This window comes from Staphylococcus microti (assembly GCF_000934465.1).
Taxonomy (GTDB): Bacteria; Bacillota; Bacilli; order Staphylococcales; family Staphylococcaceae; genus Staphylococcus; species Staphylococcus microti.
Window position 1 is genome coordinate 27,871 of the sequence record NZ_JXWY01000033.1, and the last position, 24,803, is coordinate 52,673.

General features: G+C 39.4%; 22 protein-coding genes, 2 pseudogenes and 1 other annotated feature. Of the genes and pseudogenes, 18 read left to right on the plus strand and 6 right to left on the minus strand.

The genetic code is table 11. The features are described 5' to 3' along the window. Nucleotides 1-310 precede the first annotated feature (310 nt). The 7 genes and pseudogenes from rpmH to TP70_RS11955 form a co-directional block, all read left to right on the plus strand. Nucleotides 311-448 carry a 50S ribosomal protein L34 gene (rpmH, locus tag TP70_RS05005; protein ID WP_000240855.1) on the plus strand — a complete coding sequence of 46 codons (138 nt, stop codon included), beginning with the start codon at nucleotides 311-313 and terminating at the stop codon, nucleotides 446-448. A 283-nt stretch (nucleotides 449-731) separates the two neighbouring features. Beyond that, nucleotides 732-1,079, plus strand: a complete 348-nt coding sequence (gene rnpA / locus TP70_RS05010; RefSeq protein WP_044360053.1) for a ribonuclease P protein component — start codon at nucleotides 732-734, stop codon at nucleotides 1,077-1,079. A 143-nt stretch (nucleotides 1,080-1,222) separates the two neighbouring features. Beyond that, the gene (gene mnmE / locus TP70_RS05015; protein ID WP_084207651.1) at nucleotides 1,223-2,605 is read left to right on the plus strand and encodes a tRNA uridine-5-carboxymethylaminomethyl(34) synthesis GTPase MnmE; all 1,383 of its coding nucleotides are present in this window, start codon (nucleotides 1,223-1,225) and stop codon (nucleotides 2,603-2,605) included. 17 nt (nucleotides 2,606-2,622) lie between these two features. Beyond that, nucleotides 2,623-4,497 carry a tRNA uridine-5-carboxymethylaminomethyl(34) synthesis enzyme MnmG gene (gene mnmG, locus TP70_RS05020; RefSeq protein WP_044360054.1) on the plus strand — a complete coding sequence of 625 codons (1,875 nt, stop codon included), beginning with the start codon at nucleotides 2,623-2,625 and terminating at the stop codon, nucleotides 4,495-4,497. Next, complete coding sequence (gene rsmG / locus TP70_RS05025) at nucleotides 4,498-5,217, plus strand: 16S rRNA (guanine(527)-N(7))-methyltransferase RsmG (protein WP_044360056.1); 720 nt, start codon at nucleotides 4,498-4,500, stop codon at nucleotides 5,215-5,217. 33 nt (nucleotides 5,218-5,250) lie between these two features. Next, nucleotides 5,251-6,105, plus strand: a complete 855-nt coding sequence (locus TP70_RS05030; RefSeq protein WP_044360058.1) for a ParB/RepB/Spo0J family partition protein — start codon at nucleotides 5,251-5,253, stop codon at nucleotides 6,103-6,105. 299 nt (nucleotides 6,106-6,404) lie between these two features. After that, nucleotides 6,405-6,572: pseudogene (locus tag TP70_RS11955) on the plus strand (IS200/IS605 family accessory protein TnpB-related protein); the annotation flags it as partial. Between the two features lie 171 nt (nucleotides 6,573-6,743). Here TP70_RS11955 and TP70_RS05035 read toward each other — a convergent pair. After that, on the minus strand, nucleotides 6,744-8,189 hold the full coding sequence (locus TP70_RS05035) for an aminotransferase-like domain-containing protein (RefSeq protein ID WP_084207652.1): 1,446 nt from the start codon (nucleotides 8,187-8,189) through the stop codon (nucleotides 6,744-6,746). 61 nt (nucleotides 8,190-8,250) lie between these two features. On the opposite strand from TP70_RS05035, the gene TP70_RS05040 reads away from it, so the two are divergent. Then, a complete protein-coding gene (locus TP70_RS05040; protein ID WP_044360209.1) occupies nucleotides 8,251-9,129 on the plus strand; it encodes a DMT family transporter in 879 nt (292 codons plus the stop codon). 52 nt (nucleotides 9,130-9,181) lie between these two features. On the opposite strand, the gene TP70_RS05045 is transcribed toward TP70_RS05040, so the two are convergent. The 5 genes from TP70_RS05045 to TP70_RS05065 form a co-directional block, all read right to left on the minus strand. Further along, nucleotides 9,182-9,925, minus strand: a complete 744-nt coding sequence (locus tag TP70_RS05045) for a cyclase family protein (protein ID WP_044360060.1) — start codon at nucleotides 9,923-9,925, stop codon at nucleotides 9,182-9,184. Nucleotides 9,926-10,080: 155 nt separating this feature from the next. Further along, the gene (gene metE, locus TP70_RS05050) at nucleotides 10,081-12,309 is read right to left on the minus strand and encodes a 5-methyltetrahydropteroyltriglutamate--homocysteine S-methyltransferase (RefSeq protein ID WP_103369494.1); all 2,229 of its coding nucleotides are present in this window, start codon (nucleotides 12,307-12,309) and stop codon (nucleotides 10,081-10,083) included. Continuing rightward, complete coding sequence (locus tag TP70_RS05055; protein ID WP_044360064.1) at nucleotides 12,303-14,147, minus strand: bifunctional homocysteine S-methyltransferase/methylenetetrahydrofolate reductase; 1,845 nt, start codon at nucleotides 14,145-14,147, stop codon at nucleotides 12,303-12,305. Before TP70_RS05055 ends, metE begins: the two co-directional genes overlap by 7 nt. After that, nucleotides 14,101-15,276: a cystathionine beta-lyase MetC gene (gene metC, locus TP70_RS05060; protein WP_044360066.1), complete on the minus strand. Its 1,176-nt coding sequence runs from the start codon at nucleotides 15,274-15,276 to the stop codon at nucleotides 14,101-14,103. Before metC ends, TP70_RS05055 begins: the two co-directional genes overlap by 47 nt. Next, on the minus strand, nucleotides 15,273-16,376 hold the full coding sequence (locus TP70_RS05065; protein ID WP_044360067.1) for a PLP-dependent transferase: 1,104 nt from the start codon (nucleotides 16,374-16,376) through the stop codon (nucleotides 15,273-15,275). Before TP70_RS05065 ends, metC begins: the two co-directional genes overlap by 4 nt. A 68-nt stretch (nucleotides 16,377-16,444) precedes the next feature. Continuing rightward, nucleotides 16,445-16,760 (minus strand) — a binding site (T-box leader). 189 nt (nucleotides 16,761-16,949) lie between these two features. Here TP70_RS05065 and TP70_RS05070 point away from each other — a divergent pair. The 10 genes and pseudogenes from TP70_RS05070 (at nucleotide 16,950) to TP70_RS05110 (ending at nucleotide 24,788) form a co-directional block, all read left to right on the plus strand. Then, nucleotides 16,950-17,765, plus strand: coding sequence for a ParB/RepB/Spo0J family partition protein (locus TP70_RS05070; protein ID WP_044360069.1), 816 nt, complete (start codon nucleotides 16,950-16,952; stop codon nucleotides 17,763-17,765). A gap of 30 nt (nucleotides 17,766-17,795) precedes the next feature. Next, complete coding sequence (locus TP70_RS05075) at nucleotides 17,796-18,683, plus strand: mechanosensitive ion channel family protein (RefSeq protein ID WP_044360071.1); 888 nt, start codon at nucleotides 17,796-17,798, stop codon at nucleotides 18,681-18,683. A 20-nt stretch (nucleotides 18,684-18,703) separates the two neighbouring features. After that, nucleotides 18,704-18,916 carry a DUF951 domain-containing protein gene (locus tag TP70_RS05080; protein WP_044360072.1) on the plus strand — a complete coding sequence of 71 codons (213 nt, stop codon included), beginning with the start codon at nucleotides 18,704-18,706 and terminating at the stop codon, nucleotides 18,914-18,916. Next, the gene (ychF, locus tag TP70_RS05085; protein WP_044360073.1) at nucleotides 18,916-20,013 is read left to right on the plus strand and encodes a redox-regulated ATPase YchF; all 1,098 of its coding nucleotides are present in this window, start codon (nucleotides 18,916-18,918) and stop codon (nucleotides 20,011-20,013) included. The genes TP70_RS05080 and ychF overlap by 1 nt, the downstream gene beginning before the upstream one ends. A gap of 159 nt (nucleotides 20,014-20,172) precedes the next feature. Then, nucleotides 20,173-20,287, plus strand: a pseudogene (locus TP70_RS11965) (IS200/IS605 family transposase); the annotation flags it as partial. 218 nt (nucleotides 20,288-20,505) lie between these two features. After that, nucleotides 20,506-20,802, plus strand: coding sequence for a 30S ribosomal protein S6 (gene rpsF / locus TP70_RS05090; RefSeq protein WP_044360075.1), 297 nt, complete (start codon nucleotides 20,506-20,508; stop codon nucleotides 20,800-20,802). Between the two features lie 25 nt (nucleotides 20,803-20,827). Then, a complete protein-coding gene (gene ssb / locus TP70_RS05095; RefSeq protein ID WP_044360076.1) occupies nucleotides 20,828-21,337 on the plus strand; it encodes a single-stranded DNA-binding protein in 510 nt (169 codons plus the stop codon). Nucleotides 21,338-21,386: 49 nt separating this feature from the next. Continuing rightward, complete coding sequence (gene rpsR, locus TP70_RS05100; RefSeq protein ID WP_014614919.1) at nucleotides 21,387-21,629, plus strand: 30S ribosomal protein S18; 243 nt, start codon at nucleotides 21,387-21,389, stop codon at nucleotides 21,627-21,629. A gap of 214 nt (nucleotides 21,630-21,843) precedes the next feature. Then, complete coding sequence (locus tag TP70_RS05105; protein ID WP_169743607.1) at nucleotides 21,844-22,749, plus strand: Abi family protein; 906 nt, start codon at nucleotides 21,844-21,846, stop codon at nucleotides 22,747-22,749. 647 nt (nucleotides 22,750-23,396) lie between these two features. After that, the gene (locus TP70_RS05110) at nucleotides 23,397-24,788 is read left to right on the plus strand and encodes an MFS transporter (protein ID WP_044360077.1); all 1,392 of its coding nucleotides are present in this window, start codon (nucleotides 23,397-23,399) and stop codon (nucleotides 24,786-24,788) included. Nucleotides 24,789-24,803: the final 15 nt, after the last annotated feature.

A 24,803-nucleotide genomic window follows, 5' to 3' on the forward strand; every position in this document is an offset into this window, starting at 1 on the left:
AATAATTATCCACAACTTATGACGAAGAGGTTGTGCATAAGTGGATAACTTATTGCCATAGCGTTTTAAAAAATCCACAGGCTTTCTAAACATTTTTCCAAATTTATGTTATTCTTGTTGCGCAATGAAAATATAAGAAGATAGAAAAACGTACTTGATTTACAAATTGTATTTTGTTATATTGTAGTAGTTGCTTGAAATGTAGACATTTCATTTAGAAGACAGTTCTATTTTAAATGTAGAAATCGAAATTAACTTATCTAGAGTGATGGATTAGATAATTGTATGAATCGAGACGGAGGTGTTTTGCATGGTAAAACGTACTTATCAACCAAATAAACGTAAACATAGTAAAGTTCATGGTTTTAGAAAACGTATGAGCACTAAAAATGGCCGTAAAGTTTTGGCGCGTCGTCGTCGTAAAGGTCGCAAAGTTTTATCAGCATAAGATCACTGACTTATTCAGTGGTCTTTTTTTTGCGAAAGTAATGCATTCATCCGTCCTATTAATAGGGTAGGGGACCCGCTTTCTATTCAACTGATGTATTTAGAAAACGTATGAGCGTATTGCGTTAGAGAGTTCGGGATATAATCAAAGGCTGTTTTCACTAAATAGAAACATAAAATGATCGCAGGTGTCTGAAGTGAAAATGCGTTTTAATAAACTTTGGGAGCATTACAGAAATATGTAAGAGACTCCCGTTTAAAATAAGAAAGACGAGTGATATTAAATGGAGAAAGCATACCGCATTAAAAAAAATGCTGATTTTCAACTGATATATCGACGGGGCAAATCAGTCGCTAATCGTCAGTTTGTCGTTTATAGTTATGATCGTCAACAAGCGAATCATTTTCGATTAGGGATTAGTGTGTCCAAAAAATTAGGAAATGCTGTCACACGAAATCGTATTAAGAGAAGTATTAGAGAATGTTTCAAAGTGCATAAGGAAGACTTTTTGCCGAAAGATATTATTGTGATTGCACGTTTTCCGGCAAAGGATATGTCAGTTAAGGAAGTACAGAAAAGTTTAGAACATGTATTGAAGATTGCGAAAGTATTTAATAAGAAAATAAAGTAGCGGTAGACTTCGGGTTGTGTGATGTCAGACAAACCGAAGTCTAAAATATACAGTGATTGCTAGTGTTGAACAGTATAGTCGCAATTAAAGCTGAAACATTTTACAATAAAGGATAATCAAATTGCATAAAGGAGGCACGTAACGTGGAACAGTTAGATACAATCACAAGTATATCGACGCCTATGGGTGAAGGTGCGATTGGTATTGTGCGCATGTCTGGACATGATGCAGTAGCCATCGCAGATAAGTTATATAAAGGAAAACAAAAACTTGAACAGGTGCCATCACATACGATTAATTATGGACATATCATCGATCCAGAGACAGGGGACGTTGTAGAAGAAGTGATGGTCTCTGTTTTGCGTGCGCCACGAACATTTACGAGAGAAGATATTGTTGAAATAAACTGTCATGGTGGTATTTTAACGATTAATCGTGTTTTAGAGTTAACGATGACACATGGTGCACGTATGGCAGAACCGGGTGAATATACGAAGCGTGCCTTTTTGAATGGTCGTATTGACTTGTCACAAGCAGAAGCGGTTATGGACTTTATTAGATCTAAGACAGACCGTGCGTCTAAAGTGGCGATGAATCAAATTGAGGGACGTTTAAGTACATTGATTCAGCAACAACGTCAGTCGATTCTAGAAGTTTTAGCACAAGTTGAGGTTAATATTGATTATCCTGAGTATGATGATGTAGAAGAAGCGACGACCGACTTTTTATTAGAACGTTCGAGAGAGATTAAAGAAGCGATACAGCAATTGCTAGATACAGGTGTTCAAGGGAAGATTATGCGAGAAGGCTTATCGACGGTAATTGTCGGTAAACCAAACGTAGGGAAGTCTTCCATGTTGAACAATTTGATTCAATCGAACAAAGCGATTGTAACTGAAGTAGCTGGTACGACACGAGACGTCTTGGAAGAATACGTGAACGTCCGTGGGGTGCCGTTGAAGCTCGTTGATACAGCGGGTATTCGTGAAACGGAAGATATTGTCGAACGTATCGGTGTTGAAAGATCACGAAAGGCGTTACAAGAGGCGGATTTGATTTTATTTGTACTCAACAATAATGAAGTCTTAACGCAAGAAGACCGCCAGCTGTATGACGTCATTAAAAACGAAGATGTGATTGTGATTGTTAATAAAACGGACTTAGACCGCCGATTAGAGATAGATGAAGTGAAACAAATGATTGGTAACAAGCCATTGATTGAGACGTCTATGCAGACACAACAAGGTATTGACGCGTTAGAGTTACAAATCCGTGACTTATTCTTCGACGGTACGGTACAAAATCAAGATATGACGTATGTATCGAATTCACGTCATATTTCATTGTTAAAACAAGCGAAACAAGCAATTCAAGATGCAATTGACGCGGCAGAAGCAGGTGTTCCTATGGATATGGTACAAATTGATTTAACACGTACTTGGGAACTTCTAGGAGAGATTATCGGTGAATCAGCAAGTGAAGAGCTGATTGATCAACTGTTTAGTCAGTTCTGTCTCGGAAAATAATTTGTGGAGGAATACGAATGATTAAAACATTTGATGTCATTGTTGTAGGTGCGGGACATTCAGGCGTTGAAGCGGGTTTGGCTTCTGCACGTCGTGGTGCACGTACATTGATGTTAACGATAAATTTAGACAATATAGCATTCATGCCATGTAACCCATCAGTTGGCGGTCCAGCGAAAGGGATTGTTGTTCGCGAGATTGATGCGCTAGGTGGACAAATGGCAAAAACGATTGATAAAACACATATTCAAATGCGTATGTTGAATACAGGGAAAGGGCCAGCAGTCCGTGCATTGCGTGCCCAAGCAGATAAAGTGTTGTATCAACAAGAAATGAAACGTGTATTAGAAGATGAAGACAACCTTGAAGTGATGCAAGGAATGGTAGACGAACTGATTATCGAAGACGGCGCAGTGAAAGGCGTGCGTACGAATGTTGGGACAGAATACCGTGCAGAAGCGGTTATTTTAACAACAGGTACGTTCTTACGTGGCGAAATTATTCTTGGTAACTTGAAGTATTCAAGTGGCCCTAACCATCAGTTACCGTCTATTACATTAGCGGATCATTTAAGAGACATTGGTTTCGACGTTGTGCGTTTTAAAACAGGAACGCCACCACGTGTAAATGCGAAAACAATTGATTACAGTAAGACAGAAATTCAACCGGGTGACGATGTCGGTCGCGCATTTAGTTATGAAACAACAGAGTATATTTTGGATCAATTACCATGTTGGTTGACGTATACAAATGGCGAAACGCATAAAGTCATTGATGATAACTTGCATTTGTCTGCGATGTACTCAGGTATGATTAAAGGGACAGGTCCACGTTATTGCCCATCTATTGAAGATAAATTTGTGCGTTTTAACGATAAACCACGTCATCAACTTTTCTTAGAGCCAGAAGGACGCAATACGAATGAAGTGTATGTACAAGGGCTTTCAACAAGCTTGCCAGAAGCGGTGCAACGTCAAATGCTTGCGACGATTCCGGGGTTAGAAAAAGCGGATATGATGCGTGCTGGTTATGCGATTGAATATGATGCGATTGTACCAACACAATTATGGCCAACACTTGAAACGAAAAAGATTAAAAATCTTTATACGGCAGGACAGATTAACGGCACGTCAGGTTATGAAGAAGCGGCTGGTCAAGGCTTGATGGCGGGTATTAATGCAGCGGGACGTGTATTAGGCAAAGAAGAGAAGATTTTACAACGTTCTGACGCATATATTGGTGTGTTGATTGATGACCTTGTAACGAAAGGAACGAACGAACCGTATCGTTTATTAACATCACGTGCGGAATATCGTTTGTTATTGCGTCATGACAATGCAGATTTACGTTTAACAGATATTGGTTATGAACTAGGCTTAATTTCAGAAGACCGCTATGCGCGTTTTAATGAGAAACGTCAACAAATCAAAGATGAATTGGCACGTTTAGCAGGACTTCGTATTAAACCGACAGAACGTGTACAAGCGATTATTGAACGTGAAGGTGGTTCTCGCTTGAAAGACGGTATTTTGGCAAATGAATTGTTACGCCGTCCAGAAATGACGTATGCGACAGTGTTAGAAATTTTAGAAGAAGCGCATGTGTTATCGTCAGATGTGGAAGAACAAATTGAAATTCAAACAAAATATGAAGGCTATATCAACAAGTCGTTACAACAAGTTGATAAAGTGAAACGCATGGAACAAAAGAAAATTCCAGAGGATCTTGATTACTCTAAAATTGATAGCTTGGCATCTGAAGCACGTGAAAAATTAGCAGAAGTTAAACCATTAAATATCGCACAAGCATCACGTATTTCAGGGGTAAACCCAGCTGACATCTCGATCTTGTTAGTATATTTAGAACAAGGGAAAATACAGAGGGTGAAATAAATGAGTGTAGAATGGTTAGCAAAACAATTGGACGAACATGGCATTACGTTATCAGACAAGCAGAAACAACAATTTGAAACGTATTATGATATGCTTGTAACGTGGAATGACAAGATTAATTTGACGAGCATTACTGAGAAACACGAAGTTTATTTGAAACATTTTTACGATTCAATCACGCCTAGTTTTTACTGTGACTTAAGTGAACCGCTACATGTTTGTGATGTTGGTGCGGGTGCAGGTTTTCCAAGTATTCCATTGAAAATTGTGTTCCCGCACTTGCATGTGACGATTGTGGACTCATTGAATAAACGTATTCACTTTTTAAATCAATTGGCAGAAGCATTGGAATTAGAAGGTGTGCGTTTTGTCCATGATCGTGCAGAGACATTTGGTAAAAATGAAGACTACCGGGCGTCTTTCGATATTGTAACGGCGCGTGCGGTTGCGAGATTATCCGTATTGAGCGAACTGTGTTTACCACTGGTTAAGAAGCACGGACTCTTTTTGGCATTGAAGTCTTCAAAAGGACAAGAGGAATTAGATGAAGCACGCTTTGCGATTGGTGTCTTAGGCGGTCGTGTGGAAGACGTCTTTAGCTTTACATTGCCAGAAGAAGCGGGCGAACGCCAAATTATTAAGATTCAAAAGCGCAGTCAGACACCTAAAAAGTATCCGCGAAAACCGGGAACACCGAATAAAGCACCACTCGTTGAATAATGACAGCTCTAGTTGTGAAAGTGAGAGATGCATATGAAAAAGCCTTTTTCTAAGTTGTTTGGACTAAAAAATAAAGATGAGTTGTTAGAAGTATCTGAGGCAGAACGTCAAGGCGTTGAGACGATTCGTATAGAGCGTATCGTGCCGAACCGCTATCAACCACGTCAAACTTTTGATCGTGCTCGTATTGAAGAGTTGGCAGAATCGATTCGAGAACACGGCTTATTACAGCCGATTGTTGTACGTCCGATTGAAGAACATATGTATGAAATCATTGCTGGTGAGCGTCGTTTTCGTGCGTTGCAGATGAATCAGATGACCGAAGCGGAAGTGTTAGTACGTCATTTAGATGATGAAGAAACGGCAGTTGTGGCGTTAATTGAGAATATTCAACGTGAAAACTTGTCAGCAGTTGAAGAGGCAGAGGCGTATAAAAAACTGCTCGCATTTGAAGGTATTACACAAGCCGAACTTGCGAAAAGTGTCGGCAAAAGTCAAAGCTTTATCGCAAATAAGTTACGCTTGTTGAAACTGACACCAGCTGTATTACAAGCGATACGTGATCATCAGATTACTGAGCGTCACGGTAGAGCACTTGTAGGGCTTCCGGAAGAACATCAAGCAGAGATGTTAGCGCTGATCGTCAAACAGCAATTGAATGTGAAACAGACGGAAGATAAGTTGAAAGCAATGAGTGAGTCAGAAGTTGAGCCAACAGTAGATGCTGACGCTACAACATCAGAGGCAATCGTACATGACATTTCTGCTGCTCGTGATATTATTGCCGATAGCCTATTAGAAATTCGTGCGAACGGCATTAAATTTGAACAAAAAGAACAAGATCACGATGATTATTATGAAATTCGTGTGAAAATATATCGTAAGTAAGTATAAACGGACAGTTACCCATTAGAGAAAGGGTGTTGCTGTCCGTTTTTGTCGTTGCGGGAAGTCTTGCTGCTGAAATGCAACTTACTTATTTTTCTTCTTGTTTTCCAAATAAAAAAAGATATTAACAAATACTAATGGCAATAAACACAACATAATAACAACAAATCCGTTCATGATAACCGCCCCCTTTTTCTTTATAATATTAAAAATGTAAAATTGAGTAAATAGTATTAAAGGAAAAATAAAGCAATAGCGGTATGTAAGTCGTATAGGAGAGAACGAAAGGTTTTCAAATAAAAGTAATGAACCAACGTACTGATTTCTTGAATAAGTTAAGTACAGAAATTATCAAAAATCACGATGTCATCTGTATTGAAGACTTAAACACAAAAGGTATGTTACGTAATCATAAATTGGCAAAAAGTATTTCTGATGTCTCTTGGTCTCATTTTGTGACGCAATTATAATATAAGGCTGAATGGTACGGACGGAAAATCATTAAGGTAGAATGCCATTGGAATTTTGATGATGAACTCATAAAAGCGATGGCGTAATATGATAAGTTGTTAAAAGCTTTAGTAAATCAATAACGACTTAAAAAATAGGAAAGGGCATATACCTTTTCCTATTTTTTATTACACATATTGACGCATTTTTTGCAATGCAAGAGAGATGTGATCCATAGTTTCATAAGCATAAGAGAGGCGGATAGTGTTATCTTGACTACCGTAAATAAAGCCAGGATTGATAAGTATTTTTTCTTTATCGATAAGATTCGCAAAAAGACGTTTAATATCCACATTTTTTGTAAAGGTAAGCCATACAAAGAAACCGCCTTGTGGTATTTCCCATGTGGCGATGTCGGCATAATACGTCTCTAATAGTCGCAACATCGCGTCCCGTTTGCTTTTTAAGACAACCCGCAGTTTTTCCACGTGCTGATCGTAAGCCCCACTTTTTAATATTTCATAGACGACCATTTGTGATAGGATGCTTGAACCGTAATCGCTTTGCATGCGAATGTCCGCCAATTGTTCAATAACTTTTTCTGAGGCAACAATCCAGCCGATGCGAAGGGCGGGCGCAATGGATTTTGAAAAGCTACTAACATGAATCACATTGCCTTGCTGGTCCATTGCTTTCATTGGTTTATCCGGTTGTTGATCGAACCAAATATCTTGGTAAATGTCGTCTTCAATGATAGGGATGTGGTGTAATTGACTATACTTGAGAATGGTTTCTTTTGTGTGTTGTGACAGAGACTGACCGGTTGGATTGTTAAATGTCGGTTCAATATAAAGTGCTTTATCTTGATGGCTTGGCACGTGATCAGCGATGTTCTGGAAGTTATGAAGATCGTGATAGGGAATTTGAATCTGCTTGTTGTTGAGCGCGTCGAAAACATGTGTAGAGTCAATGTACGAAGGTGTATTTGAAAAAATGAGCGTGTGACGACTTAAAAAACCGGTTGTTAACAGTTGAATAGCATGTAATGCGCCAGAAGTAATTAATACGTTATCGTGTGTGATATGAATGCCTTGAGTACGCAAACGTTCAGCTATTAGCGCTCTTAACTTTATGTAGCCATAGCCGTTATTGTAGCCGAATGACAAGTCGCCAATATAATTAGATACGGTTGTCATGGCATTTTTCAATGCGATATGTGGTATTAAATCTTTGCCGAGTTCCCCTTTACTGAGATGAATGTATGTTGGATCGGTTTCTAATTTATTGATGAGTTGTACTGTGTAGTGGCTTCTCGTGTTCCATGACCAGTCCATCATCTCAGACCATTTTTGTGAAATAAAATTTTCATGTAAATAGTCGTTGACGTACGTACCGCTTCCTTGTTTCGTATAAATGAATCCCTCTGCTTCCAATAATTCTATGCTTTTAATAACTGTGACTCTATTCACACGAAACTGGTCGGCTAATTGTCTTTGAGAAGGAATTTTCATGCCGTAAAACCAGTCCCCTTTAATGATTTTATTGCGAATATACGTCGCAATGTCTTTGTATTTGATATACAGCACCCCCTTAAAAGTGGTTGGGTAAACTTCCAGCCAATTGGTTGTACTCATTATAAAACAGGTTCCTTAATATGAGAACATACTATTTTAAGGAAGTGTTTGTATGATTGATATGATAAATAGGCGTCAATATTCTTGGACGGTCTACTGTGCGTTTGCGATGATTATTATTTTGTGGGGGTCTGCATTTCCATTTATCAAAATAGCGTTACAGGACTTTCAAGCGGAACATTTGTCTGCATTACGGTTGATTATCGCAAGTGGCATATTAATGTTAATTTGTATCGCTAAAAAAGTACCGTTTCCAAATATAAAAGACGTTCCTTTATTATTGTTACTAGGAATATGTGGTTTTGCGGTATATCATACAGCACTCAGTATTGGTGAATATTATGTAAGTGCGGGTGTGGCAAGTTTGCTTGTATCGACGACGCCTATTTTCTCAGCGTTACTAGCGATGTCTTTTTTAAAGGAGACGTTTCCTAGAATCGCTTGGTTAGGGTCTGTAATCGCATTTATAGGCGTAGCGTTGATTGCTTTAGGAAATGGTGCGCCACTTAAAGGGTATCTATTGGGCATTGTATTGATTTTACTTGCTTCTTTTAGTGAAAGTATTTATTTCACATTTCAGAAGTCACTGCTCGATAAATATGGTTTTATGGCGTTGACGGTTTATACGATGGTTGGAGGCGCATTAGCAATGATAGTGTGGCTGCCGGGGAGTCTTAACGATTTGCAATCAGCACACGTAAGCACTGTGTTTGCTGTACTTTACTTAGGAATCGGACCGACAGTACTGCCGTATCTTGCATTGGCGTACACGATTCAAAAAGTAGGGGTGTCTGATGCGACCATTTCATTATATTTAACACCTGTTGTCGCACTTTTTGTAGCGTATATCATGCTAGGAGAAATACCGACGCTTGTCGCAATGTTAGGGGGTATTGTGACGTTAATAGGTGTGACAGTCACAGTATGTCGGACAAATTAAAACAATCAAACAAGGTACACGTCGGGGAATGTGTACCTTGTTTGATTGTATTCTAACGTGGGGCAAGGGCAAAGCTACGGACTGGGAAGCCGGGGGCGTGGTCCGGTTTAGGCGCAATGTTATAAATGACTGCGCCGCGTGTTGGTAATTGATCCAAGTTGGTCAAGAGTTCGATTTGGTAACGGTCTTGACCGAGTACATAGCGTTCGCCAATAATGTCGCCGTGTTTGGCGATGTCTACAGAAGCATCGGTATCGAATGTTTCGTGTCCGATTGCTTTCACATGGCGTTCCTCGATCAAATATTGTAAGGCATCAAGTGACCAGCCAGGCAGGTGTTGTTGGCCATCAGCGTCTTTGTTCTCGAATGCGGTGTGGTCCGGCCAGCGTTTGGACCAGTCACTACGGAAGGCAACAAATGTGTCAGCGTCAATTGCGCCATGTTCCGCTTCCCATTGCTCGATATGTGCGCGTGTAAGACGGAAGTCAGGGTTCTTCGCAACGTCTTCTGAAAAGTCCAAAACGATCAATGGTAAAACGAGTTCACGCAATTCGAGTTCGTGCAAGTAACGTTGGTTCTCAACAAAGTGGATGGGGGCGTCAATATGTGTGCCATACTGTGTAACGAACGACCATTGTTGCACGAAAAAGCCGTTTTTCTCAACTGTAAAGGGTGTGTCGATTTGTGCACCTTCAAATGCAGAGAAATGGGGTGAGTCGGCATTGAAGGTATGTGTTAAATCAACCCAGCGTGTCGATTTAAGTGTTTGAAGTTGTTCCCAAAGTGGATATGTCATAAACAATCCTCCTTTCATCGTTCATGCGTAGCAAATAGGTTGTGTTGTTTTAGCTTGGCAAGTGGACGAGAAGTGACTGAGGGTGATGGGGGCATCATGTCACTTCTGTCTTTGTTTGCCAATACATTGTTTTGGTGGGGTATCGCGTGTTTTGCTTAGGCTTGACGGAGTTTTTGTGCACTTTCTACGAGTACTGTCAGTGCAGCTTTTACTTCGTCTTCTTTACGTGTTTTTAGGCCGCAGTCAGGGTTAACCCAGAAGAGTGAACGGTCGATTTGTTGTAATGCACGGTTAATCGCTGTTGTCACTTCTTCTTCTGTTGGGATACGTGGGCTATGAATATCATATACACCTAAACCAATACCAAGGTCATAATTAATGTTTTCAAAGTCTCGAATCAAGTCGCCATGGCTACGTGATGTTTCGATTGAGATGACATCTGCGTCCAGTTCGTGAATCGCATGGATGATTTGACCGAACTGTGAATAGCACATATGTGTATGAATTTGCGTTTGATCCGCCACTGATGATGTGGCTAACTTGAAGCTATGCACGGCGTTACGTAAGTAGTCTTCATGGAATTCTTTGCGAAGCGGTAAACCTTCACGCAATGCAGGTTCATCTACTTGAATGACTTTGATACCTGCTGCTTCAAGTGCTAATACTTCTTCGTTAATCGCTAATGCAATTTGGTTTTGTACTGTTTCACGTGGAATATCCACACGTTCGAATGACCAGTTCAAGATTGTGACCGGACCTGTAAGCATGCCTTTCACTGGTTTGTCTGTGAGACTTTGTGCGTACACTGTTTCGGCAACTGTAAGTGGTGCTGTCCATTTTACATCGCCGTAAATCACTGGTGGTTTTACAGCACGTGAGCCATATGATTGTACCCAGCCAAATTTGGTTACGAGGAAGCCTTGTAATTTTTCGCCAAAGAATTCGACCATGTCGTTACGTTCAAACTCACCATGTACGAAGACGTCTAAGCCAATCTCTTCTTGAATATCAATCCAACGCTTGATTTCATTTTTTAAGAATGTTTCATATGCTTCGTCAGAAATACGTTTATTTTTCCAGTCTGCACGGTATTTACGTACTTCTGGTGATTGTGGGAATGAACCGATTGTTGTTGTCGGTAAGTCAGGTAAGTTAAGGCGTTCTTGTTGTGCGATTTTTCGTTCTGCAAAGGCAGAGGCACGTTGTGAACGCACGCTATCGAAATCATAATCTAAGTTTTTGAAGTCTTGTTCTTGGAAGCGTGCATATTGTGCAGCTAATGTATCGAATTTCGCTGAATCTTCCTTATTGAACAAGCGTTTTAACGCATCGAGTTCGTTTAATTTTTCAGTCGCAAAGCTTAAACCATCACGAATATCGTTATCTAATGTCTCGTCATCTAATGATACTGGTACGTGTAATAATGAAGATGATGGATTAATGTAAAGGTCATCTGTGTACTGTAAAAGAGTATCAATTAATGCTTTTTTCACTTCAATATCAGCAGCCCATACGTTACGACCGTCGATAATACCTGCAAATAATGTTTTCGTTTTGTCGAAGTCGCCATTTTTAATTTGTTCTAAGTTGTGACCACGATCATGTACGAAGTCTAAACCGAGCCCTTTAACAGGGAGGCTGCTTAAAAACTTAACGTTCGCACGTTCAAAGTATGTTTGAATAATCAATTTATCAGCAAGTTCTGCATCTGCAAAAGCATCATAAGCAGCTTGTGTAATGTCTTCTAACTCAGTTCCTTTGTCTGTCGCTAAAATTGGTTCATCTACTTGAATAAGTTCTGCACCTGCTTGGACGAGTGATTCAAATACTTCGATATAAAGTGGTAATAATGTACGTACTTTCTCATCAAATGATTGTTCGCCACCTTTTGATAATGCGACGAAAGTGATTGGTCCAACGATGACAGGATGTGCAGGGATGTTGAGTGACTTTGCATAATTAAAGCGTTCTAGTAGTGTGTTTTTGCTCACTTTCGGTGTCACATTGTCCCACTCAGGTACGATGTAATGGTAGTTCGTGTTAAACCATTTAATTAACGCACTTGCGACGTGTTCTTTGTTACCGCGTGCGATGTCGAATAATAAGTCGTCGTCTACGTCACGTCCTTGGAAACGCTCTGGAATAATGTTGAATAGTAATGATGTATCTAGGATGTGATCATAGAGTGAAAAGTCGCCAACAGGTACACTGTCGAGTTGATGATTTTTTTGTAATAATAGATTTTCACGATGTAAATTTTGTAATGTTTCATCTAATTCTGATTTTGAAATTTTGCCGTTCCAGTATCCTTCAATTGCTTTCTTCCATTCACGTTTGCGTCCAAGTCTTGGGAATCCTAAGTTTGTTGTTTTAATTGTCATAATATAACCTCCTGATTATGGTCCGTAATAGATTTTGAGTATGCGGCGAGTTCTAGCGAATAATCGACTCGCTCGAATGGTGTAATGAGATACAGTCCATTGAAATAGCGATGGACGTGATCTATCAATGACTTACACAGCGATAAGCTGAGTTCATATGTGGCTGCTTTGTCATCTGCCACTGCTTCAAATTGTGCAAGTACGTCTTCAGACATCTTAATGCCGGGCACTTCGTTATGTAGGAATAAGGCGTTTTTGTAGCTGGTGATCGGCATGATACCAATGAAGATCGGTACATCTAGATGTTTTGTTGCTTCATAAATTTCTGTGATTTTCTCTTTTGTAAAAACAGGTTGTGTAATGAAATAATCCATGCCGCTTTCGATTTTTGTTTCCATTTTGCGGACAGCGGCTTTAATGTTGCGAACATGTGGATCGAATCCACCCGCGATGTTAAAGTGTGTCTCTGTTTTTAGCGCATCGCCGTTCGAGTTAATCCCTTTGTTAAAGCGCAGTGCTAATTCTGTTAAACCTTTTGAATTCACATCGTACACGTTCGTTGCACCGGGGAGATGACCGACTTTTGAAGGGTCTCCTGTAATTGCTAATATTTCGTGAATACCGAGTAGTGATAACCCAAGTAAATGTGACTGCAAGCCAATCAAGTTACGGTCTCGACACGTAACATGTACGAGTGGTTCAATGCTAAAGCGTTGTTTGATAAGACTTGCCGCTGCAATGTTAGACACCCGTACGGTAGCCAATGAATTGTCTGCAAGTGTGACCGCATCAATTTTTGCGTCATCGAGTGCTTTGACATTATCAAAAAAACGTGTCGTATCAAGGTGTTTCGGTGTATCCAGTTCAACAATAATCGTCGGTCGTTGACGGACACGTTCTGACAATGTGAGTCGTTGTGTTGTCTTCTTTTTCTTTTCTCGTTGCTTGTGAATTGGAATGACTTTCTTTTCTGTGATAGGTTTCAATGAAGCAACGGATGTTTTAATATGTCGAATATGCTCGGGTGTCGTTCCGCAACAACCACCGATAAGACGAACGCCTTCTTGAATGAGTTGTTCTGCTGTGTCTCCGAAATATTGCGCATTGTTACTATATTTGAATGTGTCATTATCAATATCTAACAAGCTTGCATTTGGATAGCAGGATAGATATGCGTTGTCTGGTAATGCAATATGACTAAAAGAATTTTTCATATGCATTGGGCCATGATGGCAATTCAGTCCGACAATATTTGCGCCTGCTTCGTTCACTTGCTGGAGTGCATCGTTAATTTCTGTACCATCTATGAGATAGTTGGTGTTGGAAGCGGTCAACTGTGCAATAATCGGTATATCGGGAAACCGTTCACGTGTTGCCTTGATGACTTTAAGTAGTTCTTCCAAGTCGTAGTACGTTTCAAACAATAAACCGTCTACGCCAGCTGTTACTAAGGTGTCTACTTGAATCTCGGTATGATACAAAATTGCCGGGAGAGATAGGTCGCCTTGTTTGACGCCACGAAAACCTCCGACAGTACCGAGAATAAATGTCTCATCGTTCGCCGCGCGTTTCGCAATGGCAACAGCTGCTTCATGAATCGCTTTTACTTTATGTTCCAAGCCAAATTGTTTAAGTTTCTCAAAATTGGCGCCATATGTGTTTGTTTGTATAATGTCAGCCCCTGCTTCGATGTAGGAGCGGTGAATGTGTTCTACTTTTTCAGGGTGCGTCAGGTTGTATGCTTCTGGGCATGTGTCTAAGCCTTCAGAGTAGAGAATGGTTCCCATTGCACCGTCAGCCACTAGAACTTTGTGCTTGAGGGTATTTAATAATCGACTCATCGTATACCTCCTTTAGTGCGTTGTCTAAGTCTGAGATGAGGTCGTCAACATTTTCTAGCCCAACGCTAATTCGGAAAAGACCGAATGTAATGCCGCGTGCTTCACGTATCGCTTGTGGAATCGCTGCGTGTGACATCGTATTGGGATGTGACACAATTGTTTCGACACCACCTAAACTCACGGAAACAAGTGGAATTGTGAGTGCATCAACAAATGCTTGTGCCTTCGTTTCATCTGCTAAGCGAAAACCGAGTGCCGCACCGCCGTGATGTGCTTGACGTAAATGAATGTCGCTATTTCCTGGGTAATATACTTCAGCAATCGCAGGATGTTGTGCGAGAAATGCTTGGATTTTTTCAGCACTTTCAACAGATTGTTTAAAACGAACGGCTAAAGTTTTCAAATGTTGTGCCAATGTCCAGCTATCGTAAACCGATAAAGCTGTTCCTGTGCCATTTTGAATAAGATAAAGTGCTTCGGCAATGTCGTCATCATTGGTGATAACTGCACCCGCAATAACGTCGCTATGACCGCTTAAAAATTTTGTAGCGCTATGAATGACGATGTCAGCGCCTAAATCTAAAGGCTGTTGACCAAGCGGTGTCATAAACGTATTATCCACAGCGACACGCAAGTGATGACGATGTGCAATATCAATCACTGCTGGAATGTTCGTAATTTTAAACAATGGATTCGATGGCGTTTCAATATAAATCAACGCTGTATTTTGTTGTATCGCTTGTTCAATGTTGCGTGGGTCTTCAGCATTTACAGTTGTAAAAGTAATGTTGAACTTGGACAAAATTTGTTCAGTTAACCGGAAAGTCCCACCATACACATCATCAGGAAGAATGACGTGATCGCCTGCTTGAAGGGTTAAGAATACCGCTGTAATTGCAGTAATACCTGAATTGAACGCAAAGCCGTGTTTGCCATTTTCAAGCTGTGCTAACTTCGTCTCGAGATTTTCTCGGTTCGGATTCCCACTTCTAGCATAGTCGTATGCAGTTTCCCCACCTAATTGTTGTTGATGATACGTTGATGAGTAGTAAAGTGGTTGGTTCGCACTTTGGTATGTCGGGTCACGATGTGCATCGTGAATTAATTGTGTTTGTTTCGTTAAACTCATACCGTCACATCCTCTCTAGACTTTTCTAATGCTTGTATTAAGTCATTTTCAATATCTTCATAAGCTTCTATACCGATAGATAATCGAATTAAGTGTTGGTCAATACCACGCAAATCTTTTTCTTCATCCGGCATATCGACATGTGTTTGTGTGTAAGGGAACGTAATGAACGTTTCAGTACCACCTAAGCTTTCAGCAAAGCGACAAACTTTAATATGTTCAAGCAATGCGCCAACCGAGTAGCCCGGTTCTAACCTTAAACTCAACATGCCAGTACGTCCGCTATACAGTACTTCTGTAATGCCATCAAGTGTTTGGCAGCGTTTTGCAAGGCGTTGCGCATTTTCTTCTGAACGTTCCACACGTAAATGCAATGTTTTTAAGCCGCGCTGTAATAAGTAGCTATCAAATGGTGAAAGTGTCGCGCCAATCATGTTATGTAAGATGTTCAGTTCTTCTGCAAGTTCAGCATCTTTCACTGTCACGACCCCAGCGAGTACATCGTTGTGACCGCTGATATATTTTGTTGCTGAATGAAGTACGATATCCGCACCATCTTTTAGTGGTGTTGATAGATACGGCGTCAAAAATGTATTGTCTATAATTGTCAAAATGTCATGTTGTTTCGCCAGTATGTAATAAGGTGCAGGGTCAATTTCAATCATGAGTGGGTTCGAGATAGGTTCAATAAAAAAGGCACGTGTATTTGAATTAATATGTTCAGCTACTTCTGTGATGTCTTCAAAGTGCACATATTTAAATTTGATACCGTATTGTTGCTCGTAAAATTGAAATAAGCGAAATGTGCCACCGTATAAATCATAAGAAACGAGTATTTCATCTTCTGGTTGAAATAGATTGCAAATTAATTGAATACTCGCCATGCCACTCGCAGTTGCAAAAGTCGCAACACCGCCTTCCAACTTGGCAAATGCTTCTTCAAACGCATTGCGCGTTGGGTTTTTCGTTCGTGAATAATCGTAGCCTGTTGATTGACCGAGTCCTTGATGTGCATATGCAGTTGAAAGATAGATTGGGTTAGCGATTGCACCTGTACAATCATCTGTCAGTGCAATTTGTGCAAGTTCTGTAGATTTCATCGTGATACAACCTCCTCAAACAAAATAAAAAAGCTTCCGTCCTTTATAGCCGATCAATAAATCGGAATATAAAGGACGAAAGCTTTTTCGCGGTACCACCTTTGTTCGTTACTTTATCACTAAAGCAACCTCTTCCAGTACGCCAAATTGTTCGATGTACGTTAAGAGTATGCGTATACAGTGAGGGTGTATACGTGGAATTCCAGTACGCCATCTAACAACATGTTAATACTGTATCGCTATAACGGGCGAACCCGGTGATACCTCATATTGGCATCAACACTCCAAGGCCATTTTCAAACGTGCTTTCAATATCTTCTCTCAGCAAATGAAGATTCTCTGTAATCGCAGGGGACGTTCTACTTTCCTTTTTACAGTGTTTCGAATATTGTGTGTTTTGTTTTGGTAAAACACACTTTACACGAATAGAAAAATGTTGTCAACACATTTATCAGAAAATTTCGAGTAGATAGAAATTTGAGCGTCTTTTTAAATGATGGGTATCCCTTGTCTATCTAGGGCGCAACCAGTAAAATAGAATAGTCAAATTTTTTGCGAGAGTAGGTGATAAAGATGTCGGATATCGTATCTATGTCAGGTAATGAACAAATCAAAATGGTACAACTTGAAAAAATCCGCCCGAATCCTTATCAACCACGGAAAGATTTTGATCATGATAAACTCGCAGAACTTTCAGAGTCGATTGTGCAACACGGTGTTTTACAGCCGATTGTGGTAACGGAATCTATCCAAGGCTATTACATCGTTGCAGGAGAACGTCGTTACCGTGCAAGTCAACTCGCAGGCCTAACACATATTCCAGCGATTGTAAGACAGCTGTCAGATCATGAAATGAGAGAGTTAGCGATTATTGAGAACTTGCAACGAGAGAATTTGAATGCTGTGGAAGAAGCGGAGAGCTACCAGCAATTGATGCAGGCGCACAACATGACACAACAAGCAGTTGCGGCTCGACTTGGTAAATCTCGTCCGTATATCGCGAATATGTTACGCTTGTTAAAATTGCCAACAGCGATTCGACAATTGATTCGAGAAGGGACATTGTCAGGCGGACATGGTCGTACACTGTTAGCTTTGAAAGATCCTGAGAAGATGCGTGAATACGCAGATTTAGCCGTCCGGGAGTCTTGGAGTGTCCGTTATTTGGAGCAACGTGTCGCTGAAACTCAGCCAACATCCGAAGATAAACACGAACAAGTAAAGCAACCGAAAAAGCCGCAACTCATTCGCCAACACGAGCAACAGCTTAGCGAACAGTATGGTACATCGGTAGAAATTGCGACGAAACGTAATGAAGGGCAAGTAACTTTTACATTTCATTCAGAAGCAGATTATCGACGACTGATTCAGTTGTTGAAACACAAATAGTAAGTAAATTAATAGAGAAAGGGTATGATTATGCAAAAATTTGAATCTATCATTAAAGGAATGGTACAACCGTTTCTTGAACCAGAGACGTATTCTAATCTTTTGACACAATTAGTCATTGTCGGCGTATATGTGCTGGCCGCGTTTATCGTGACACGCGTTTTGAATAAAGTAATCGCACAATTTTTCAAAGTGAATAGTAAAGCCGGCAGAATGGGGCGTTCTAAACGCTCTAAAACATTGATTACACTTGTACAAAATGCGGCGGGTTACCTTGTGTGGTTTATTACACTGACAACGATTTTAAGCAAATTTGGTATTAGTGTTGAAAGTATTTTAGCCGGTGCAGGGGTCGTTGGTTTAGCCATCGGTTTTGGTGCGCAAACATTAGTGAAAGACGTCATTACAGGCTTCTTCATTATTTTTGAGAATCAGTTTGATGTCGGTGACTATGTGAGTATTAAGAATAACAGTGCACCGATTGCGGAAGGTACAGTAAAGGCAATCGGACTTCGTTCTACACGTATTTTATCCATTACAGGTGAGCTTTCTACAATTCCAAATGGTACAATGAGTGAAGTAACGAACTACTCGGTCACAAACGGTGTAGCGATTATTAACATTCCAGTTTCAATTGATGAAAATCTTGAAGCTGTAGAGAAAAAGATGAATCAATTTCTTAAACAAATCCCACAAAAATATGATTTGTTTTTGGAAGCACCAGAAGTCTTAGGTGTAGATGCTGTCAACGGTTATGAAGCGAGCATTCGTATTGCTGGCGAAACGGCACCGGGTGAAAATTTCACAGGGGCACGTATTTTACGCCGTGAGCTCAAAGACTTTTTACAAGCAGAAGGCATTAAAGCACCTGCACCAACGCTCGTTCAAATGTATCAACAAAACAGTGAACAACAATAAGTGAAAGGTGCGTGATGAACGTGTCTGCAAAATACGGTTTAAATGATATAGTAGAGATGAAGAAACAACATGCATGTGGCACGAATCGCTTTAAAATTATTCGCATGGGTGCGGACATTCGCATCAAGTGTGAAGCATGTCAGCGGAGTATTATGTTGCCACGTCAAACATTTAATAAAAAACTAAAAAGTGTACTCGAATCTGCGAGTACGAATGATAAGGAGAATGAATAATGGCTTTAACAGCGGGTATTGTAGGTTTACCTAACGTCGGGAAGTCTACGCTATTTAACGCAATTACAAAGGCAGGCGCATTAGCAGCGAACTATCCTTTTGCGACGATTGATCCTAACGTAGGGATTGTAGAAGTACCAGATAAACGTTTAGACAAATTAGCAGAAATTGTAAATCCTAAGAAAACATTGCCAACCACTTTTGAATTTACGGATATTGCAGGGATTGTAAAAGGTGCGTCAAAAGGGGAAGGACTTGGGAACAAATTCTTATCACACATTCGTGAAGTAGACGCTATTTGCCAAGTGGTACGTGCATTCGACGATGATAACGTGACACACGTTGCAGGTCGTGTTAATCCAATTGAAGACATTGAAGTTATCAATATGGAGCTTGTTTTGGCGGATCTTGAGTCAGTAGAAAAACGCTTGCCACGTATTGAAAAAATGGCACGTCAAAAAGATAAAACAGCAATGAATGAAGTACGTATTTTGAGCAAAATTAAAGAAGCGCTTGAAGAAGGAAAACCTGTACGTAGTTTAGAATTCAACGATGAAGACCAAAAGTATGTTAACCAAGCACATTTATTAACATCAAAATCAATGCTTTATATCGCCAATGTAGGTGAAGATGAAGTAAACGATGCGGACAACGATAAAGTTACAGCAATTCGTGAATACGCAGCTAAAGAAGACTCAGAAGTGATCGTAATCAGCGCAAAAATTGAAGAAGAAATTGCGACACTTGATGATGAAGACAAAGAAATGTTCTTAGAAGAGTTAGGCATTGAAGAGCCAGGCTTACATCGCTTAATTCGTAAAACGTATGACTTACTTGGACTTGCTACATACTTTACAGCAGGTGTACAAGAAGTACGTGCTTGGACATTTAAAGAAGGTATGACAGCACCACAATGTGCCGGTATCATTCACACAGACTTTGAACGTGGATTTATCCGTGCAGAAGTCACAAGTTATGAAGACTTCGTAAACAATAATGGTGAGCAAGGTGCGAAAGAAGCAGGTAAAATGCGCCTTGAAGGTAAAGACTATATCATGCAAGATGGCGACGTCGTGCATTTCCGTTTTAATGTGTAAAGAAAATAAGTCAAACACCGTCTTTCAGTATTTCTGGGAGGCGGTATTTTATTGTGTGCGCCCGTCATGGTTTGACCGTTGTAATAAAATAGGCATCTCAACATGCTAGAATAATATTTGGTCAGCCAACCAATATTAACTACACGAAGAGATGCCAAAATGTCTAATGACACAGACAGTTTAGCACATACCAAATGGAATTGTAAGTATCACATCATTTTTATGTCCAAAAATGATATACGGCAAAATAAAAAGAGCTATCAGTATGATTTTGAACACATATAAAAGTAATTTCGTCGAACAGTGCGTGTTAAGAAGTATCAACTAGAAAATAGGTACCTTATCTGTCATGTAAAATAAAAAATAATAGTTGATGATTGTAAAAAGGCAAGGGGTGTGATACAATTTTGAAATGTGAGTAATGAAAATTATTCCTTGCTTGTTGCATATGAGTAACAAGCCGCATAGACCACAAGGAGGTGCAAATATACAATGAGAAAATATGAAGTAATGTACATCGTTCGTCCTAACATCGAGGAAGATGCACGTAAAGCAGTTGTTGAACGTTTCAACGGAATTTTAGCTTCTGACGGTTCTGAAGTATTAGAAACAAAGGACTGGGGTAAACGTCGCTTAGCTTACGAAATTGAAGATTTCAAAGATGGTTACTACTACATCGTACGTATCCAAACTGAAAACAACACAGCGACTGACGAATTCCAACGTTTAGCAAAAATCAATGACGATATCATTCGTTACATTGTTGTTCGTGAAGACGAAGAAAAGTAATAGAATTTTAATGGGGGCGTGAAGCATGATTAACAGAGTCGTATTAGTAGGTCGATTAACAAAAGATCCTGAATACAGAACGACACCCTCAGGCGTAAGTGTAGCGACTTTTACTCTCGCAGTGAATCGTACGTTTACGAATGCGCAAGGAGAACGTGAAGCAGATTTTATTAACTGCGTTGTTTTCCGTAAACAAGCTGAGAATGTTAATAATTTCTTATTCAAAGGTAGCCTTGCAGGTGTTGATGGTCGCTTACAGTCACGCAGTTACGAAAACCAAGAAGGTCGCCGTGTGTATGTCACTGAAGTTGTTTGTGATAGTGTTCAATTCCTTGAGCCAAAATCAGCGAATCAACGACACGCACAAAATAGTCCTAACACAGGAAATGACTTCCAAAGTTATGGACAAGGTTTCGGTGGACAACAACAAGGCCAAAATTCGTCATATCAAAACAATCAACCAGCACGTAATGACAACCCATTTGCGAATGCGAACGGGCCAATAGACATTAGTGATGATGATTTACCATTCTAACAAACGAACTTAACAATACAAATACTTAACAAGAAGGGAGGCACACATCATGGCAGGTGGACCAAGAAGAGGTGGTCGTCGTCGTAAAAAAGTTTGTTATTTTACAGCAAACGGTATTACACACATCGACTACAAAGACACTGAATTATTAAAACGTTTCATTTCTGAACGTGGTAAAATTTTGCCTCGTCGTGTGACAGGTACTTCAGCTAAATATCAACGTATGTTGACTACAGCAATCAAACGCGCACGTCATATGGCATTATTACCATTCGTTAAAGACGAAGCGTAAGCTATATAAAACCTCGCAGCTCATTATAGAGTGTGCGAGGTTTTTTCGTTCTTCAAAGGGGAGGGTCTATGTTTAAGAAGAATAGCTTTTTGTTTTTAAAGATACTTTTTCAATATAATACATATCAACGAGATATTTGTGTATAATATTTATAGTATTAGGCAAGATGGGGGTGTCTTAAATGTCATTGTCCTTTAAATCACTTATATTTTATATGAAGTTTAAAGGTGTTAAGTTCAATCATATTAGTGAGCTTGAAGCAATTGAGATATTGGAATATAAGAATTATTATTTTAAACTTAATAGTTATGTGGATAATTATCCTAAGCAAAGAGTTAAGCATCAGGATCAATGGATAGAGAGGCATCAAAATGTAGATTTCAAAAATTTGGTAGATTTAGCAAGTCTTGATATGCAATTAAGGTATATTATCATCAAATTTTGTTTGGACATTGAACATTCAATTAAATTAAATGTGATTCGTTCAATTACAAATATGAGTGATGAAGATGGCTATAAAGTGGTGCAGTCATTTTTTAAGTATATAAAATCATTGTCTAAACCAAATATCAAAGACCCATATCAAAAGATGTTAAAACATTTAAGATATGACTCTTATAGGTGTTTAGACTATGAAAAATATGAACAGAACACACCTATATGGTTTCTTATTGAATACTTACAATTTGGGGATTTATGCTGGTTCATTGAATTTTTTTACAATCATTATGGTGTAGAAGAATATAAGGAATTATGTCAAACAGTTAGATTTGTAAAAAACATAAGGAATAAAGCTGCGCATAATACGCCTATTCTAAATAATATAGTTCTGACTACTCAAATAGCTGGTAAAGATAAAAGTGTTTTAATAACACAGTTTGTTAAGCAGTTAGGAATTAGTAAAAATCGATTAAATAAACGATTGAGAAATTATAATATACATGATATTTTAGCAATGTTATTTGTATATGATAAAATTGTTATGAGTGCAAACATGAGAAAATATAGAGTTAAAGAGTTTAATCAATTCATGGTTCGAGCTAAAAAGAATAGCGATATATACGATGAAAGATTTATATCTGTGTATAATTTTTTTAGAGATATACTTGAAAATTACTAACGAATAGGTTATTCTTAAGATAAGGAAAAAAACTATATGTTTGTAGGCTCTGCATCTAACGGTGTAGAGCTGAGTTTTTATTAAGCACATTGAACAATATTAAACCACTTTGATAATATAGAGACTATATAAAAACCTCGCAGCTCATTATAGAGTGTGCGAGGTTTTTTCGTTCTTCAGTGACTATTAATAGAGTGCATAATATTCTCTATTTTTGGGCTGTCCCAGTTACATAACTCCTAGATGTTTATTATCGCTTATTTCTCCTAATTCATCAAAAACAACTTTAGCCATTATGCAAGTAAACAATAAATTTTGCTATAGCGTATTTTGGGATGTCTCGTGCTTTATTAATCTCCACCTACCAAGAGGTTGAACCGTATTCTTATTTTGTTCATAGTGTATTCGTTTACATAATAATAACGCTACCTATGCTTTATCAAGATGTGCTAAAGTGATAATAAAGTATGATTGCTGAGATTTACCATAAAATAAAAGTAAAATTTAATTGTAAGTGGCTTTTAAGATATATAGAAGATTTCGAGTTTGTATGCGATGCATTTGTGCCATTACATCTCAGCCACAGTGGATTTCGGTGTGTTAAGCATTGATTCATATATCTTATAGAAGGCTTAGGAGGAACAAGTATGGTTCAACAAGATAAGACGCAAACGTATCAAGGGGATAATAAGCTAATATTGGGGATTGTACTCGGTGTAATTACGTTTTGGTTGTTTGCGCAATCGCTTTTGAATGTCGTGCCGGATTTACAAAAAACGTTCAATAGTGATCTCGGGACGATTAGTATTGCGGTGAGTATTACGGCGCTTTTTTCAGGGATGTTTGTTGTTGGTGCGGGTAGTGTTGCGGATAAAATTGGACGTGTGAAAACGACGTATATTGGGTTATGGTTAAGTGTGATTGGCTCGCTCATTATGATTGTCAGTAGCATGCCGGCACTCTTAATTTTAGGACGTGTTATTCAAGGTTTGTCTGCGGCTGCGATTATGCCGTCAACGCTTGCGATTATGAAGACATACTATCGTGGTAAAGACCGACAACGTGCGTTAAGCTACTGGTCTATCGGTTCGTGGGGTGGCTCAGGTGTTGCTTCTTTGTTTGGTGGCGTTGTAGCCACACACTTTGGCTGGCGTTGGATTTTCATTATTTCAATTGTTGTAGCACTTGCTTCGATGGCGTTGATTAAAGGCACGCCAGAAACGAAAGCGACACACGAATCTAACTATCGTTTTGATGTGCGTGGTCTTATCTTGTTTGTGCTAATGATGTTGAGTATCAATATTGTGATTACACAAAGTGGTACGCTCGGCTTTTTATCGCCGATTATTTTAAGTTTAATCTTGATGTTTATTGTAACGACGTTCCTTTTTATTAAAGTAGAAAAGTATCAAGATACGCCGTTAATTGATTTTAAATTGTTTCAGTCAACGTCGTATACGGGAGCCACTTTATCGAACTTCTTGTTAAATGGCGTGGCAGGTACATTACTTGTATCTAATACGTTTGTTCAACAAGGGTTAGGGTTGAACGGCTCTCAAACTGGTTTTCTGTCTATTACGTATTTGATTACAGTGCTGACGATGATTCGTGTCGGCGAAGTGGCATTACAGCGTGTTGGTGCAAGGAAGCCGATGTTGATTGGTGCGGCGTTTAATATGGTAGGGATTATGTTGATTTCACTGACGTTCTTACCAAGCACAATGTATATTGTTGTGTGTGTCATCGGTTACTTATTCTACGGGTTTGGCTTAGGGTTCTATGCGACACCGTCAACGGACACAGCAATTTCTAATTCGCCACAAGATAAAGCGGGGGCCGCATCAGGTATTTACAAAATGGCGTCTTCGCTTGGTGGGGCTTTTGGTATTGCATTATCTGGTGCAGTTTATGGTGCCGTGGCAAATACGACAAATATTCAAATGGGTGCGATGGCAGGCTTAGGTTTAAATATCTTATTAGCCTTGCTGGCATTTATCATTATCTTTTTAACAGTACCTGCGAGACAGCAGCGTGTATAAATAGAACAAACCCCT